Raw genomic sequence first — 16,848 nt, 5'->3', positions numbered from 1 at the left:
TTTTTATAAATCGAATCCTATATCTTTACGGTAATACATCTTATCGAAATGTAGTTTTTCTATATTTTGATAAGATTTTTTTATGGCCTCTTGGTAGGTATTTCCATAAGACGTCATTGCTAAAACACGTCCTCCAGTAGTTAATACTTTACCGTCTTTTAAATCTGCTCCTGCATGGAACGGAATAGAGCCCTCTATAGCATCTAGCCCAGTAATTTCTTTGCCTTTTTCGTAAGCTTCAGGATAACCACCAGAAACAGTCATTACTGTGGTTGCTGCACGTTCGTCTATTTCTAGATCAATTTCGTTAAGTGTTCCATTTGCAACTGCTTGTAACAGCTCTACAAAATCGTTTTTAAGTCTAGGTAACACCACTTCGGTTTCCGGGTCCCCCATTCTTACATTGTACTCGATAACCATAGGGTCGTCCCCTACTTTTATCAAACCAATAAACACAAATCCTTTATAAGGTAAGTTATCTTTTATTAAACCTTCAATTGTTGGTTTTACAATACGTGTTTCTATTTTTTCTAAAAACTCATCGGTAGCAAATGGCACTGGAGAAACAGCTCCCATTCCACCGGTATTTAAACCTGTATCACCTTCTCCAATACGTTTGTAATCTTTCGCCGTAGGTAACACTTTATAATTCTTTCCGTCGGTTAACACGAAACAGCTCAATTCTATTCCGTCTAAGAATTCTTCAATCACGACTTTAGTACTTGCTGCACCAAATTTAGAATCGATTAACATCGCTTTAAGTTCTGCTTTAGCCTCGTCTAAATCGTTTAAAATTAGCACGCCTTTCCCTGCCGCTAATCCGTCGGCTTTTAAAACATAAGGTGCCGTTAATGTTTCAAGAAAAGCGTAGCCTTCTTCCACATTAGATTTATCAAAACTTTGGTATGCCGCTGTTGGAATATTATGTCTGAATAAAAATTCTTTAGCAAACTCTTTACTTCCTTCTAATTCTGCTGCTGCTTTTTCAGGACCGATAACAGCTACATGCTTTAATTTGTCGTCGTTTAAGAAAAAATCATGCACCCCTTGCACTAAAGGATCTTCTGGACCAACAACCACCATATCGATGTTGTTTTCTAAAACTAGCGTTTTAATCGCCTCAAAATCGGTTACTCCAATTGCAACATTCTCTGCTATAGTAGCAGTTCCCGAGTTACCTGGTGCTACAAAAAGTTTATTACATAATGGGCTTTGAGAAATTTTCCAAGCAAAAGTATGTTCTCTTCCACCTGATCCTAGAATTAAAATTGTCATATTGAGTATAGTTTGAAGCAAAAATAATTGCTTTTACGCTTAAAAAATAATTATTTTACAAAAACATATTTGCAATCCATCTTTTGAAGCTATTCGATCTTACATTACAGTTAAATGGCTTTCCATTAAAGGAGGCTAAACAGACGCTTTCTAAAATTCATAAATTAAATACAATTGAATACGAAAACTATTTAAACTCGAAGAAGCACGAGATTGTTCAATATCACTTAAAGCACAATTCATTTTATAAGGATTTAGGAAAAAATGTAAATCTAAACGACTGGAATTCGGTTCCCGTTATGACTAAACGCGATCTACAACAACCTTTACAGGATCGCTTATCTGAAGGATTTACTACCAAAAATGTTTACATAAATAAAACATCAGGCTCTTCTGGAACCCCTTTTATTTTTGCCAAAGACAAAATGTGTCACGCCTTAACTTGGGCAGAGATACAAAACAGGTTTGGCTGGTATGGAATCGATTTTAATAGCTCGCTACAAGCCCGTTTTTATGGTATTCCGTTAGATACAATAGGATATTACAAAGAACGTTTTAAAGATAAACTAAGCAACCGTTACCGTTTTTCTATTTTTGATTTAAGCGATGTTGCATTGCAAAACTATCTCGACGTTTTTAAAACAAAACCTTTCGATTATATAAATGGTTACACCAGTGCTATTGTACAATTTGCTAAGTTTTTAAAAACTAAAAACCTTAAGTTAAAACAAATTTGTCCGACTTTAAAATGTTGTGTGGTAACTTCTGAAATGCTTTTTCCCGACGACAAACTACTTTTAGAGCAACACTTTGGAGTTCCCGTAATTAACGAATATGGTGCCTCCGAATTAGATTTAATCGCTTTTCAAAATCCAAATAATATTTGGCAAGTAAACAGCGACACTCTTTTTGTTGAAGTTTTAGATGAAGATAATCAGGTTGTACCTAACGGAAAGGAAGGTCGGATTGTAATAACGTCACTTTACAACAAGGCACACCCGTTTATTCGCTACGAATTAGGAGATATTGGTATGCTTTCTGAAACAAGTACATTACAAAAACCCGTTTTAGAAAAATTAACTGGAAGAACCAGTGACATGGCTACATTACCAAGTGGAAAACGAACTGCGGGATTAACCTTTTACTACATCACTAAAGCGATAATTGAAGATGATGGTAACGTGAAAGAGTTTATAGTAACCCAAGAAGATAAATCTACATTTAAAATAGATTATACAGGAGCATCAGAAATTTCTGAAATAAAAAAAGATGCTATAACCACTGAAATGAAGCGTTATTTAGAAGACGGACTAACGATTCGTTTTGAGAAGCACAACGCCTTAAAACGGTCTAAAAGTGGGAAATTAAAGCAATTTAAGTCTTTGGTAAAACAATAGTGTTTTTAGACTTAACAAAAATATACTCATAAAGAAAAAGAATCATGTAAAACATGGACTTTACCGTTGAAAACTGAAGCCCTGTTCTGTACACGGCATAGTTATATTTTATAAGTCCGAATTTATTAGCCGACATAGAATCAGATTGAAGTCTATAATTAGCCAATGGTTCTTGTATTCCTAAAGCCGAAGATCCTGATCGCTTTACAGCCTCTAACCACAACAACCAATCCTGTCGCTTCCTAAGGTTTTTAGTATATATTTTTCCTAAAGATTTTACGTGATACATACCCGTTAAATTCCCGATATAATTACATTTAAGAAGTTTATTATAAGATAATGTTTCTAAGGCTTGAATTTTTTTGTGTAATGCGTTTCCACGCTGGTCTATTAAATTATAACTAGAAAAAGACACATTTAGATCCTGATTTATCATAAACCGGATTTGTTTTTCCAGTTTTGTAGGCAACCACAAATCGTCTGCATCTAAAAAAGCTATATAATCTCCTTTAGCTTCTTTTGTGCCTTTATTTCTAGTAATGGCAGCACCAGAGTTTTTATCATTTTGAAAGAGAAAAATATTAGTATGGGCTTGCGTAAATTTTGAAATAATATCTAGTGAGCCATCTGTAGAGCCATCGTCTACAAGAATAAGTTCCCAGTTAACATAGGTTTGATTTAATACACTTTGAATCGTATCCGAAATAAATTTTTCAGCATTATAAACAGGCGTAATAACAGACACTAATGGTTTCATTTACAATCTAATTAATACGCTTTATCTTCCCCTTTTACGGCATTTAATAAGGTCTGAAAAATAATTTTAATATCGAGAAGTGTCGACCAGTTTTCAATATAAAAAATATCGAATTTTACGCGATTTATAATATCCTTATCAGTTTCTACTTCACCTCTAAATCCGCTTACTTGTGCTAAACCTGTAATTCCTGGTTTTACGAAATGACGCACCATAAACTTATCGATTCGCTTAGCATACATATGTGTATGACTAACCATATGCGGTCTTGGTCCTACCACAGACATATCTCCAAATAATACATTATAAAACTGAGGCAACTCGTCTATACTTGTTTTTCTTATAAATTTACCGACTTTGGTAACCCGTTGATCTCCTTTTGTAGCTTGATACAAATTAGCATCTGTATTAGGCATCATAGAACGGAATTTTAAACACTGAAATTCCTTATAATTAAATCCATTTCTAGATTGTTTAAAAAATATTGGTCCTTTAGACTCTAACCTAATGATAATGGCTAAAATTGGTGTTAACCAAGAAAGCACAAACACAATTACTATTAAAGAAAATACAATATCGAATACCCTTTTAAAAAACTGATTCACACTTTCTTCTAAAGGAATATCACGAAGTGATAAGATTGGGATGAAGTCGTAATATTCGTATTTTAATTTTTTAGAATATATTTCTTTATTGTCTGGTAAAAACTTTAAAATCTTTAGATTATTATCTGCAAAATTGACGACTTGTAGAATTTGGGTATTGGACAACTCTGTAATAGAACAATAAATTTCGTCTACGGTATTTTCTTTTATATAACGCAAGCAATCGTCTAAAGACCCTTGAGATTTATCTTTCAGATTAAAAACACGCTTCAAAGAATATCCATACTCAGGATTTTGTTTAAAAAAATTCTCTAAAGCATTAGTTTGTCTGTTTTTACCAATAATTACAGTTGTTCTTAAGTTTCCTCCGAAGGACGACCGGTATTTTTGAAGTAAATAATATATCGCGAATTTAGCAATGCTTATAAGCAGAAAAACAAGTCCGATGTACTTTAAAATTAAATCTGTACTAATATTTAAATTATGTCTAAACCCAAAATAAGCGAAAACAATCAATGTAAATAACAAGGCTTGTTTAAACAACATGGCCATTATAGTTACTTCTCTTGTAAACCGATACACGTCGTAAAACTTAGAGTATAAAGAAAGAATTACCCATGTGATGGATACTAATGAAACAAATAAAATTGAATTGACATTTTCGAAGAAAAATAGCAAAGCTAATCCGTTAATTATACCTAAATCTATTGCATAAGAAATAGGCCTTAAGTACTTGGAATATCTACCTTGTTTGTATGTAGTCACTTGTGTTTATAGGTATAATGAAAACATCGTTTTTGATGCTTGATAAATTTAGAGAATACAAAAATAAGAAAGTAAGTTAGTTTAACTGCAGTTCCTATAATTTATTATTTATATATATGTATTCTAAGTATTGGTACTATTATTTATCTAAATAAAATTAGAACTTGTATGGGAGGGAAATCTAAAAAAAATCACTTAGTGACCAAGTATATTGAACTTTGTAGACAACGATTTTAAGGCTATTAAAAAAATAAGACAATTAATGGGGTAATAAAGAAAATTACCCCCAATTATCATGAATATCAAAACAACACTAAAGTAAAATAAACTTAAGTGGTCTGTGACAAAAAAATCTTTCAACAGCTTAAAAAACAGGAAAAACACGATTATTCCTAATATTCCAAAAAACAAGAATAGATCAATAATTTCCATTTCTACCCTATAGTTCTCCAAGCTAATTCCTCCGGTAAACAGGTTATAATTAATCTCGTTTAAATTATTCCAAGTTGAAATTAAGTTTTTGTTTCTCATGGACGAAATTGCTGTTAACACACCTCGATTTTCGATACTTTCTTTAAATAATTTCTGATTAAAAAATGCAAAGAAAGTGACAATAGAAGTGATTAGTAGTGTTAATACCGCATATATTTTATATTTTATATTCTTAATCTCATAATAAATAAAATAGAGTCCGATTAACACTAAAAAGCCAAGTAAAATTTTTGTTCCAATAAAAATTGATGAAAGTAAACAGATTCCAAGAAACACCTTGTTTCTCATTTTTAAAGCAATAAAAGTTGCAGATATATAAAAATAGGTAGACTGCATGGGTGTAATTAAGAGTCCATTGTAGCCAAATCTAAAATAATATGTTCTAAACAAATGAAAATCCGATAGTAAACCAAAAATGATTAATATAAAGTTTAAATACACAATATACTTAAACGTATTTATAACAGACGTCTCCCATGAGGACTTATCAACCGTCAAAAAAAATACGGGAGCAAAGAAAAAATAGCAACTGTATTTAATAAAATAATCCAGACCAGTATTGTATAGCTCTTTATTAATTATGAAAACAAGAAATAAAAACAAGAATAAAGTATAAACACGATAAGTTATTTTTGGTAATTTTTTATATGCAATAACAACAAATACAACAGACAACACCAACATTATTATTTTTAAATATCGGTTAGGCAAAATATTAAGGTGATATGCTGAAGTTCGTAGGAAAAACTTAGACACACCATCGGCTAGATACACTAAAATTAAAATGAGTTGTATTGCTATAGGTGTTACTTTTTCAGTCTTCATGTTTTTCTAATTTAAATACAGAAAACATAACCAATAAAAACGAAAAAGCCATTATGCCCCATTGTCTGTAAAGCATAGATTCTGTTAAAAATCCGACAGTAAAAATGTTTGTTATTAAAAACAAACTCATACTATTTACAGCATACTTATAAGCGTAAAAAATTATAAGTAACAGTATTATTAGTCCAATAAAACCAAGGCATAACACTGTATCTAGATACTGATTATGAGCATTATATTTATTATAAAAGCCCAAATAAAATTTATCCCTTTTATACTGCTCTAGTAATTCGTTTTTGCCATCACCAACACCATATCCAAAGACAGGACTATTCTTAATACTTCTTAGAGCACTATCCCATTTCTTTATACGAATAGATGCCCCTCCAAAATCGTCTTTATAAAAAGCTTCTTTATAGGTAACAGCCTCTATAAGCCGCGTTCTAGTAACTGGGTTAATTAGACTAATTATAGCAAAAACAGCTACAAGAGAACAAATGGTTAAAACTTTTTTTTGAAGATTTGATTTATCAAAGATTAAAAGGAATAAACTATAATTTAAAACAAATATGAATATTTGGGATCTTGAAGCGACCAGTAAAATTAAAACGGACAAAATGGCCAAGCGAAAATAATACGATTTTAATTTTATACAGTTTTTAATATAAAGCAGAAGTACCAAGCCCACATTGGTAAACAGTCCAAAATAAATAGGTTGTATTCTTAATGGGTAGGTAAATTTATCATAAGCAAAATACCAATAATTGAAGTAATCATACCTACCGTCTTTTACCTTAGACCCGTTCAATCGATCTATGATATACTCTAGAGTATAATTCTCGCTTATATTCTTGTAAATTGCTATAAAAAATAGCAAGAAGAATATTAGACAGAGAAAATTAACATAGTTATTAGCAATCCATTTTAAGTTTATATCCGTTTTCGAAATAAATAATGGAATTAAAGGTATAAGTAAAAACGAAATGGATGCAGTAACAACTTTAATTCCCCTACTTAAATCCTCCGAGTACGTTAGAGAGATTAACAGCATTATAAAATAAAGTATAAAGCATAGAGACACTTTATTAAAATTGTGCTTGTGGAAAGATTTTTTAAATATAATTTGTCTAGCCAAAACAACCACAAATAACAAACCTAGAAAAATAGGATTTAAGATTTGAGGAGGTATAACAAACGTTATTAAAACAATTGTTAAAAGAATATTTACAAATCCTATGTTTTTAAGTTTATGCATTAGAATTTAATTTAGACAGCAAGTATTCCTCATATTGAGAGTTTATTAAATCCCAATTAAAATTTAACATTATCTCCTTAACATTATTATTCTTAAATTCTTTCTTATATTTTTCAAATAAAACTGCATCATCCATTATTCTACAAACATCTTTCTCGTCTTTAAAATATAGTGCATTATCTTTTAAAATACTTTTATTAAACACATTATCATTAGCCACTATAAGTGCTCCAGAAGCCATCGCTTCAAGCAGTGATGGATTTGTTCCTCCAACTGAATGTCCGTGGAAATAAAGCTTCGAAAAATACCGTAAATTATTTAAATGATCTAGATTATAAATACCTCCTACAAATTTAATATACGGGTGTTCTTTATATTTATTTTTTAAATATGCACCAAATTTATTTACGTCGTGCTTACCTACAACAAGGAATATCTCTTTTGTATTAGCTAGCACAGCTCCATCTAAAACAGACTCTATATTATTTTCAGGTTCAAGTCTAGCAATAAGCATGTTATAATTATAAGGCTTAACATAATATGTATTTAAAACGACCTCATTTGGAGTGGTAAATGCATCTGCTCCATAAGCAATATACTTAGATTCTTTATTATATGTTTTTTTTATATAATCTTGAATACCTATAGAGTCGGATACTAAGAAATCACTGCTTTTAATTGCTAAACTTTCGGCAAACTTAAGAAACCTTCTTACAGGTTTCTTATACTTAGATCGCTTCCACTCTAAGCCATCCATGTTGGTCACAATAAGAGAGCCTTTAGGAAGTAATTTACTCCAGATAGAACTACTTGTATATCCTAATTGTAGGATAACATCAAAATGTTCGGATTTACAGTGATTAATACAATTCAAATCATAAAAAAATTGTCCAGCTGTTCCAATTTTATCTTCTGGATCGTTTTTATGTATAATTTTCACTCCATTCCACTCCTTTTCTTGATAGGGATGTGTATGCGAATTAAAGACGCTTACATCGTAACCTTTATTAGCCATATATAATGAAAAATACTCAGCAAACTGCTCAAAACCACCATGGTTATTTGGCACACCTCTAGTTCCTAAAATTGCTAACTTCATTTTTTTCATATATCATTGAGTAAAATAAATATAATATCAGAATCGTAAAATAATAATAAAAACCATTAAAAAAGGCAGATAGCCAAAAGCTAGAAAAAGTAAGATATATAAAAATATTACTTTTTATGATTTGTTTGTTTGTTCTAAAAATCTGCACAAATAACATAACATACAATACTAGTGGCAAAAAGCCATAAGAGTAAGAGATGCTTAAAAAATCGTTATGAAACCATATAGCACTAGAGACATTTTTTAAATTGGCTTCCATAGATGCGTTAAAACCCCTACCAAAAATAAAATCTATAAAACTAAATGTTTTAATTTCCTTCCACCAAGAAGTCCAAATGATTACCCTAGAAAGCCTATCAAAATTAGAAGTAATTGTTTTAACAATAGATAGATATTGATAAATAACAGTATTACTAAATAAAGTTAAAAGCTTATCTATATAAACAAATAGTAACCCTCCTAAAAACATTAATGCAATTAAATATTTTAAGAATTTGGCCTTAAAATAATACAAACACAAACCTAATAATATGACCACAAATGGCGTTCTAGACCCTGTTAAAAATATTATTAATACTAGCGGAGACAAGGTGTATATATAAGTAAATTTACTTTTACCCAAACAATTATATCTATTAATTAGATACAATACAATAAATGTAAAAAAATAAGATGCAATATGTGCCTTCCTAAAAAATCCTTGCCTATACGATCTGCTAAACTCTATATCATTAGTTTCTAACCCCATAGTATTTCCCCAAATATTCTGATCGAATCCTAAAAAAGTTGCTAAAAACAATAATAGAGATAGAACTATAAACAGGTTGATCATGAATTTATTTGCTTTGAACCTATTTGAATTGGAGAACAAATAAAAAGTACCGAAAAACGCCATTATAAATAAGTAATCGGACAGGGATTCTTTATAAAACCCTGTTCTTAGGGTATTAACTATAAATGAAAGAGAAAAAGAGATCACGATAACGACAAATGAACCATACTTGTCTAAGGAGAAAAAACCTGGTATTATAAGTAATGTAAAATAAAAAATTAGTGATATAACAAATAATGGTATATCAAAAAAGTAATTAATCACACTGTCTAATGCAAAAATTAAAACATATAAAATAAATAATAAAGATCTCTTATCTACCTGCATCTAAAACAATTTTTTAAACACTTTGTCTGGTCTAAAAACACTAGAAATTCCCAAGAAACACATTCTTTTAAAAATGTTTTTTTCAAAGTAATATTTTCTATAAAATTTTAAACTTATAAAATTCACACCTATTTTGATGCCACTTGTTTTTGTTTGAAATATTTTGTCCCTTAATATATATGTCTTTTTAATTGTACTGTAAGGCAATGCATTTGAAACACTATTTTGATGAATACGAACAAAGGTAAGCTTATCTTTAACACTTTGCGCTTTTGCTCCATGCTTTATCATTCTAGAAAAAATATCATAATCTTCTGCTGGCACATTATCCTGACGGTAAAGGTGTTGCTTAAACAATACCGTTTTACCCATAACTGTTCCATGCAACAAGCCATGCTCTCCTTTTAGATATCTTTTATAAATAGCATCCCATTTTTCTGGAAAATTAGAGGCGCCAACGACATTATCTATTTCTTCGTTAAAATACACAACATTACTTCCTGTTAAATCTATATTGTTATTACTTTCTAGAAGTTTATACTGGGTCTCTATTCTCGTTTCTTCTAAAACATCGTCTGGATCAACTCTAAGAATGTATTTTGAAGTTGTGTTTTCAATACCTATATTTAGTGCATTTGCAAACCCCACATTAGTTTTTAATGCTATAACTTTTAAATAATCTAAGTTATATTTAGATAGTGTTTCTAAAGATTTATCGGTTGACCCATCATCAATAATTATCAATTCTTTAGGTAAAATACTCGAGTTAATTACACTAGCTAGGAATTCATCTAAATATTTTCCATTGTTGAAATTTGCCGATACAATAGATACATTACAACTTTGTTTTTTACTCATAACTCATAAATTCTTCTCTTTGTTCCTTATCCATTATATGATCTATATAAGTATTTATTTTAGGTAGTTTAGAAGTTATTTTTACACTCGATAAAACACGATGACCAAAACGTTTAGCATAGTACAAAAGTGAAGTATGCATACCAATAACCGTGAGATTATTTGATTTTAAAAATTCAAACTCTAAAATGCAATGATCTCCAAGGCATATTATATCCTGAAAATTAAAATGTTGAACTATAAAGCTAATGGTTTTCTCTCTTATCGCTTCATTTTGCTCTGGATGAAACTTAACAAACAATCTATTGCCACTTGGGTTTAAGTTTAACGTATCCTTAATTATTTTTAAATAATCTTCCTCTGTAATATTAGTACGCTCTTTGAAAGAGTCTAAAACAAACACAATATCGTCGTTTGCTATCGTATTTTTATAATTAGAAACGATTTTACTATCTATGTTTAATACTTTTTTTTCATCGATAAAAGGAAAACAATCAGTACTCATACAAATAGCAAATTTAAACTTTTCCTTAGGATAAGGGTAATAATGGCTATTGTGTAATAAAAATCTCTTTGAAAACATTTTAGACAAATACTGACTAACACCCATTTTAGTAGGTTCATACAAAGCCTTATCTTGTTTATAAGCTGTTATTCCCTCTTCTACAAGTACAATATTATTGCATAATTTATGAGTGGCTATAATTTGAAATAATGAATGATTAAACTGAGGTAAATACGCCGTAAACGAATTACCATCTGATAATTGTGTAATCCCCTCGTCTAAGGCGATAAGCTTCCCTTTAAGCTTAAATATCTTACTTAATTTAGATGCTTGTTCAAGGTAATTGTACAAATTGGTGACATCATACCCATGTTCATTAGCTTTCATTGTATAGCTTCTAGAGGTAATAAATTTTACCTTGTTACGATCTAATTTAGACTCTAAAATAAACAGCTGAGCAATGACGTAAGTAATGTGACTATGGATATAGAAAATGTGCATAATTAATTTTTAAATAAAAGTTTTTTAACCTTAAAGAGGTCAAACTTTTTGTTTAGTAATACTAAGGTGAGCATATAGTAAACTACAGACGAAACTACCACAACCCACTTTAAGCTAAAATGCATATTCAAGAAATAGAATGGAACATAACTTATTATGGACAATAAAATAATCATGAAATAGTTCTTGATAGGAAAATAATCACTGACTTTTAAGTTCAATCTTTTTTTAATAAAGTATAACGAAATAGAAATGGTAATTAAACTTGCAAAAACAGTAGCCCAAGCAGCTCCTTTAATACCGTAAGCAGGTATTAATACCAAATTTAAACTGAGACCTATAACTGCACTTAAGAATATAATGAAATTAGATTTTTTTTCTAGACCAATACTTCCCATAAACACAGAAAAAGCCATAACGCTTAGCATATATCTTAGTATATAGATTTTAAAAACATGGCCAGAAATTTCGAAATCATCCCCATATAAAAATTTAATCAACGGCACGGCTTCAAAAAAACAATAAACCAAGATAGGAATTAGAAAAAATGAACATTTTAAAATAGCCTTTTTAACTTCTATCGCTAATTCTTCTATTCTATTTTTAACATGTAAGTCGGCAAACATCGGAATTAAAGCTATAAACAGTGAGCTGGTAATTATATTAACAAAAGGCAAATTAATCGCACCATTTTGATAATAAACAAAGTCTGTTGGATTTAGCAATATTGCGATTAAATATTTGTCTACATACAAACTAAAAGCCCCCAAAATTACGCCTAATGAGATGGTTGATATATAAATAAACTCACTTTTTTTAAAGGATTGAGAATTAAAACTTAATTCCTTTTTATTAATTATTAAAGTGTTTATAATTAGTCTAAAAAACTCGATACAAAGTAATTGAAGAAGTACTAACTGAGCATTAAAATTGCCATATAAAAAATCGAATAAAAAGCAACCTAACAGACTTATAACCGTAACTGTGTACAGCATCAAATATTTGTCGAGCTTATTTTTTAGGTAATGATAATTAGGAAAAATTGTGTTAACTAACTTGAAGAAGTAATATAAAAGAATAATAGAAATGTATCTTGTAAAGACTTCGTTCTTAAAACTTTCACTTATAAATAATTTGGATGCATAAATCACTACACAAAGCACCAAGGACACTGATATTAGTAAAATAGAAAACTTACCAAACAAAAGGTCTTTTTGTCGTGACTCACCATATTTACCATAAAAGTAATTTAAAGAAAGTGGTAATCCTGATACAAAAGTTACTAGAATAGAAGCTATAAATATAACCTGTAACAATTCTCCTAATTCATTTTTGTCAACAAAAAATCGAGATAAGAAAATGGAAATCAAAAGAACTTCAAAAGTTCTCATCATGTTCGATAAAGAAAAAAGAATTTTATTATTAACACGCATCACTTAACACTGACCCTTAGTTACTTACAAATTAAAAAACGTTGAAAACTTAAATTTTAGTCTAGCATAGGGAAAACTATCCCTTCTATATTAACCGAAACAAAATTCGGGTCGTAAGCTCCATCTATAGGTTGAGTAACGATTAATTTAGCAGTATTATTATAAGAAGCATATTTACTAGGCTTAAATAATTGTTCGAATTTACCATCGTCAAAGTAAAATTCTTTTTTATCATATCTAATTTTAAGATTCTTGAGAACAATTGGTTCTTGAGAGTAATTTACCCCAAAATCTATTCGTAAACCGTTGGGAATAATCTCTTCTGGGATTTTAAAAACAATACTTTGAACATCTTCCGAACCCTTAACCTCATTCATTAATGCGCGTTCAGGAGCATAACCACTATTATTAAAATCTTTATAGAACACGTGGAATTTATCATCCTTTTTTACAACAACATCTAGTATAATTTCATAAAACAAATGCCCCTCAACCTCATTATTTATTACAAATTGGTGATCATTAGCTTCTATGTCTTTAGATGATTTCTTTTCTGATTTACAAGAAAAAAATGAAATTAAAGTAATAAGGATAATAAGCAGTCTCATAAATTTATATTGGTTTTTGCCTTTAAATTTTTCAAAAATACAATATGTTGAGCGTTAAATCTTCTTTAATTCTTACTTATATAAAAACTTACTATTAGTCTCTCTAAACAGAACATAGTTGTGCTATAAACAGCAATTTATTAGAAGTTATCGAATCCGTCAAAGCGTTTAATATAACCCCTATCAAGATTTTTTAATTCTTCATTATTATACCCGTAAAAACTGATACCATTAACTTCTGAAGCCTCAAAATCATTAATAGAATCACCTATAAGGCACGTCTTTTCTTTGTTATAATTATATTGATCTAATAAGTCTTTTACCAACTGTTTTTTAGGTGTAGGAGAACCGTGAATAGAAATAAAATAATGTTCAATAGATAATGCTTTGCAAAGAAACCTCAGCTCTTCTTGATCTGAACCGGATACAATGTGAAAGTTATAGTTCCGGAAATTATCTTTAATGAATGAAATAGAGTCTAAAATCAGGTTTTCAGGATTTGTTAACTCTTTTTTCATTAGAACAGAGAACGCTTCGGCATAGTCTAAAACGCGCGCTTCTGAAATAGATTCATTTAAAATGTGTTCATAAAAGTATCTAATTTTCACATAGCGAGAAAGTCCACCGTTTGCTTTATGAAAGTTTAATAAAGCGTTCACTTGTTTCGGTTCAAAATCTTTAAATATTTCCTTAAACCCCCAATCTCTAACAGGCATAGAGTCTAAAATAACCCCATCAAAATCCCATAGTATATTTTTAATCATAATCCATTTAGGGTTTTAAAAATCATTTCTCCTAATTTAAAATCTTGTGGCCAGTCAATATCGAACGAAGCGTAGCCTTCACTTTCAAACATAAAAGGTTTCTTACCTATTCTATCACCGTATATATTATAGTTTTCTACAGAGTTTAAGAAGATTCCACTATTTATTTCATACAATTCTGATATGGTTTGTGTCCTTGGCCATTTTTCTACTTCCCGATCGTAATTCACACTTCCTTTATCATTCCATAAAAAAGATTGAATTTTATTAACTGACATTAGACTATCGTAATTAGAAGTTTCAATTTCTTTTAGATATGTGTAAATAGCTTGATCATAAACTTCATTCGTTAAGAACGGAGACGTTACATGTGTCCATAACACATGGCCTTCTTTAATAATACTCGGCACATAGTTAATAAGCTCGTCTGTACTAGTTGCTGATGTAGCGAGGTGTTCTGGTCTTCTATCAATAATAATACTTTTATCGATACTTTTTGCTATATCAATAACCTCTTGATCATTAGTTGATACAACAATACGATCGATTAATTTAGTTTGTAGAAGCTGTTTTAATTTTACTTCAAGTAATCCGCCTTTAATTCCAGAAAATATCTTTGTGTTTTTTTCAGGAACCCTTTCGCTTCCTGCTCTACATGGTAAAAATGCTGTAATCATTATATAATACTATAAATTGATGTTACCTTAATTTTTTTATACTTAGTTGGGGTAATAGATACAATACTAATGTCTTTAGTCTTTAATGCGTCATTAATAATATTTTGATTCTCTTGAGCTAAAAGGAATTGTGTATTATCTATAGCCGTATTGTAACCATCAAAACCCGCTAAATATATATTTTTTACACCTAAATCTAATGCTGTTTGTAACCCAATAACCATTGGAGAGTCCACAGAAACAGAAGTAAAATTTATATCACTTAGCTCAACAGAAACCTCTTTTATCTCGTTTGGAATAATTGTGCCCATTTTTCTTGGAAATGGAGGATACACACACGTCTGTTTTAGCTTAGAAACATCACCAATCGTTTTGAGCAATTTCTCGCTTTCAAAGCCTGCCAAAGCAAAATACTGAGCATTTTCAACATTTAAATATGTGTCCGCATGTCTTGCTCCTGCATGGATAATACAAGTATTACTATTTTTAGATGCCAATTTTTTAATTGCGGTGCTATGCGTTTTTGCAGATAAACCTCCTCCTAAAATTATTGCTGTTTCAAAAGTCGATTTCCCTTCTAAGACTTGTAGTTTAATATTGTCTTCTAGTGCTTCTTTTTGATTTTTTAAAGCATTTACAATATTTCCTATGGGATACCTATTCATACCAACCCATTCCATGACTTGTTTTTGAGGAAGCGAGAATGCTCCCGAAAACATATATGGTAAGTTAGTACCCCATTTATAATTGGCTTTTAACGTTTCAAATTCATCTACAACATAGCTCAGTTTAGTAAAGTTTAGATCTAATACACCGGTACTATTTAGGTAAGTTAAAAGTAATTCTGTTCTTAAATTACCAGCTCCTCTACCCATTCCTGTTATAGTTCCATCAATTAACTCACAACCATTTTCTACGGCTGTTAAAGAGTTTATTAATGCCATCTCTAAGTTATTGTGCCCATGAAATCCTAGAGTTACATTTGATTTAGATTTTACGAGCTCTATGGTCTCTTTAACATCTTCTGGTAACACACCTCCAAAAGAATCTACCATGTAAAAACAATCAATCACATCATCCAAGCCTACAAGTAAATCTAAAAAAGAAGCATCTTCTTTCCAGCTTGACATGTACATAACATTAAACCCAACCTGAAAGCCCATAGCTTTTACTCCTTTAGCCAAAACAATGGCTCTTTTAAAGTTTTTAGGATCTATTGCCATTCTAACCATAGAAACATAAGGTTTACATGGCTCTAATAAATCTTTTAAATGTTCTGGACGTATGTTTTTTTCATCTAAAATGATTACAAGTTTCTTTGTAGGCATTAAAGCTCTTAAACGTTTCATTACATAATCGGGACAGTAAAAGTACTCTCCAAGATACCCTTTTAAAGGAATGCTTCTATACCCAATTTCTACATACTCAATGGGCAATTCTTCCATGGCTTTACAGTAGTCTTCAACCAATTCTACATTAAAATCCCAATTGGTATAATACCCTCCATCTCTAAGCGTACAATCTAATATTTCAAATTTATTTGGCATTCGTCGTATATAAACAGATTTTTATTTTTTGTTACTGATATAGATTAACAAAGATTTTTTTTAACGCTTCCAGGCCTTATATTGCATACCTTCGTGTATACACTAAATAATAAAATTTGAACAAGAATAATTTATAACTTATTATTTAGTAGCAATTTGAATTTAACGCTTAATAATCTGCTCTCTATTGTAAATATTCTTAAATTAAAATTGCCTGCTTTAATCTTCATTAAAACAGGCAATTTACAATATTTTTAATCAATTATATACTCCTTGTAAGGAGATATTAAATTTCAATAATTACTAATTTGTAGGTC

Annotated in this window: 15 protein-coding genes; 1 reads left to right on the top strand and 14 read right to left on the bottom strand. The window is 30.1% G+C overall.

Features of this window, described 5'->3' with window-relative positions; translation table 11 throughout:
* Nucleotides 1-3: 3 nt before the first annotated feature.
* On the bottom strand, nucleotides 4-1,275 hold the full coding sequence (purD, locus tag AC0UBM_RS05920) for a phosphoribosylamine--glycine ligase (RefSeq protein WP_475688036.1): 1,272 nt from the start codon (nucleotides 1,273-1,275) through the stop codon (nucleotides 4-6).
* Between the two features lie 83 nt (nucleotides 1,276-1,358).
* Between purD and AC0UBM_RS05915 the strand changes: the two genes are divergently transcribed.
* A complete protein-coding gene (locus tag AC0UBM_RS05915) occupies nucleotides 1,359-2,672 on the top strand; it encodes a phenylacetate--CoA ligase family protein (RefSeq protein WP_475688035.1) in 1,314 nt (437 codons plus the stop codon).
* Here the strand turns inward: AC0UBM_RS05915 and AC0UBM_RS05910 are convergent.
* From AC0UBM_RS05910 to AC0UBM_RS05850, 13 genes are all read right to left on the bottom strand, one after another.
* A complete protein-coding gene (locus tag AC0UBM_RS05910; protein WP_475688034.1) occupies nucleotides 2,650-3,429 on the bottom strand; it encodes a glycosyltransferase family 2 protein in 780 nt (259 codons plus the stop codon). The genes AC0UBM_RS05915 and AC0UBM_RS05910 overlap by 23 nt on opposite strands.
* 11 nt (nucleotides 3,430-3,440) lie before the next feature.
* Entirely contained in the window at nucleotides 3,441-4,799 is a 1,359-nt protein-coding gene (locus AC0UBM_RS05905; RefSeq protein WP_475688033.1) for an undecaprenyl-phosphate glucose phosphotransferase, read from the bottom strand.
* A gap of 195 nt (nucleotides 4,800-4,994) precedes the next feature.
* Nucleotides 4,995-6,116: a hypothetical protein gene (locus AC0UBM_RS05900; protein WP_475688032.1), complete on the bottom strand. Its 1,122-nt coding sequence runs from the start codon at nucleotides 6,114-6,116 to the stop codon at nucleotides 4,995-4,997.
* Complete coding sequence (locus tag AC0UBM_RS05895) at nucleotides 6,106-6,924, bottom strand: O-antigen ligase family protein (RefSeq protein ID WP_475688031.1); 819 nt, start codon at nucleotides 6,922-6,924, stop codon at nucleotides 6,106-6,108. Before AC0UBM_RS05895 ends, AC0UBM_RS05900 begins: the two co-directional genes overlap by 11 nt.
* Before the next feature lie 439 nt (nucleotides 6,925-7,363).
* Entirely contained in the window at nucleotides 7,364-8,470 is a 1,107-nt protein-coding gene (locus AC0UBM_RS05890) for a DUF1972 domain-containing protein (RefSeq protein ID WP_475688030.1), read from the bottom strand.
* The gene (locus AC0UBM_RS05885; RefSeq protein WP_475688029.1) at nucleotides 8,445-9,638 is read right to left on the bottom strand and encodes an O-antigen ligase family protein; all 1,194 of its coding nucleotides are present in this window, start codon (nucleotides 9,636-9,638) and stop codon (nucleotides 8,445-8,447) included. Before AC0UBM_RS05885 ends, AC0UBM_RS05890 begins: the two co-directional genes overlap by 26 nt.
* Nucleotides 9,639-10,496, bottom strand: a complete 858-nt coding sequence (locus AC0UBM_RS05880) for a glycosyltransferase family 2 protein (protein ID WP_475688028.1) — start codon at nucleotides 10,494-10,496, stop codon at nucleotides 9,639-9,641.
* Nucleotides 10,489-11,502: a polysialyltransferase family glycosyltransferase gene (locus tag AC0UBM_RS05875; protein WP_475688027.1), complete on the bottom strand. Its 1,014-nt coding sequence runs from the start codon at nucleotides 11,500-11,502 to the stop codon at nucleotides 10,489-10,491. Before AC0UBM_RS05875 ends, AC0UBM_RS05880 begins: the two co-directional genes overlap by 8 nt.
* Nucleotides 11,503-11,504: 2 nt before the next feature.
* Entirely contained in the window at nucleotides 11,505-12,896 is a 1,392-nt protein-coding gene (locus tag AC0UBM_RS05870) for an MATE family efflux transporter (RefSeq protein WP_475688026.1), read from the bottom strand.
* Nucleotides 12,897-12,991: 95 nt separating this feature from the next.
* Nucleotides 12,992-13,543 carry a hypothetical protein gene (locus AC0UBM_RS05865; RefSeq protein WP_414035851.1) on the bottom strand — a complete coding sequence of 184 codons (552 nt, stop codon included), beginning with the start codon at nucleotides 13,541-13,543 and terminating at the stop codon, nucleotides 12,992-12,994.
* Nucleotides 13,544-13,683: 140 nt separating this feature from the next.
* The gene (locus AC0UBM_RS05860; protein WP_475688025.1) at nucleotides 13,684-14,307 is read right to left on the bottom strand and encodes an HAD family hydrolase; all 624 of its coding nucleotides are present in this window, start codon (nucleotides 14,305-14,307) and stop codon (nucleotides 13,684-13,686) included.
* Nucleotides 14,304-14,984 (bottom strand): acylneuraminate cytidylyltransferase family protein, encoded by a 681-nt coding sequence (locus AC0UBM_RS05855; protein ID WP_475688024.1) that lies wholly within the window; start codon nucleotides 14,982-14,984, stop codon nucleotides 14,304-14,306. Before AC0UBM_RS05855 ends, AC0UBM_RS05860 begins: the two co-directional genes overlap by 4 nt.
* On the bottom strand, nucleotides 14,984-16,531 hold the full coding sequence (locus AC0UBM_RS05850; protein ID WP_475688023.1) for an aldolase catalytic domain-containing protein: 1,548 nt from the start codon (nucleotides 16,529-16,531) through the stop codon (nucleotides 14,984-14,986). Before AC0UBM_RS05850 ends, AC0UBM_RS05855 begins: the two co-directional genes overlap by 1 nt.
* Nucleotides 16,532-16,848: the final 317 nt, after the last annotated feature.

This window comes from Formosa sp. F44 (assembly GCF_056238645.1).
This window is presented reverse-complemented; position numbering and strand designations above follow the sequence as displayed.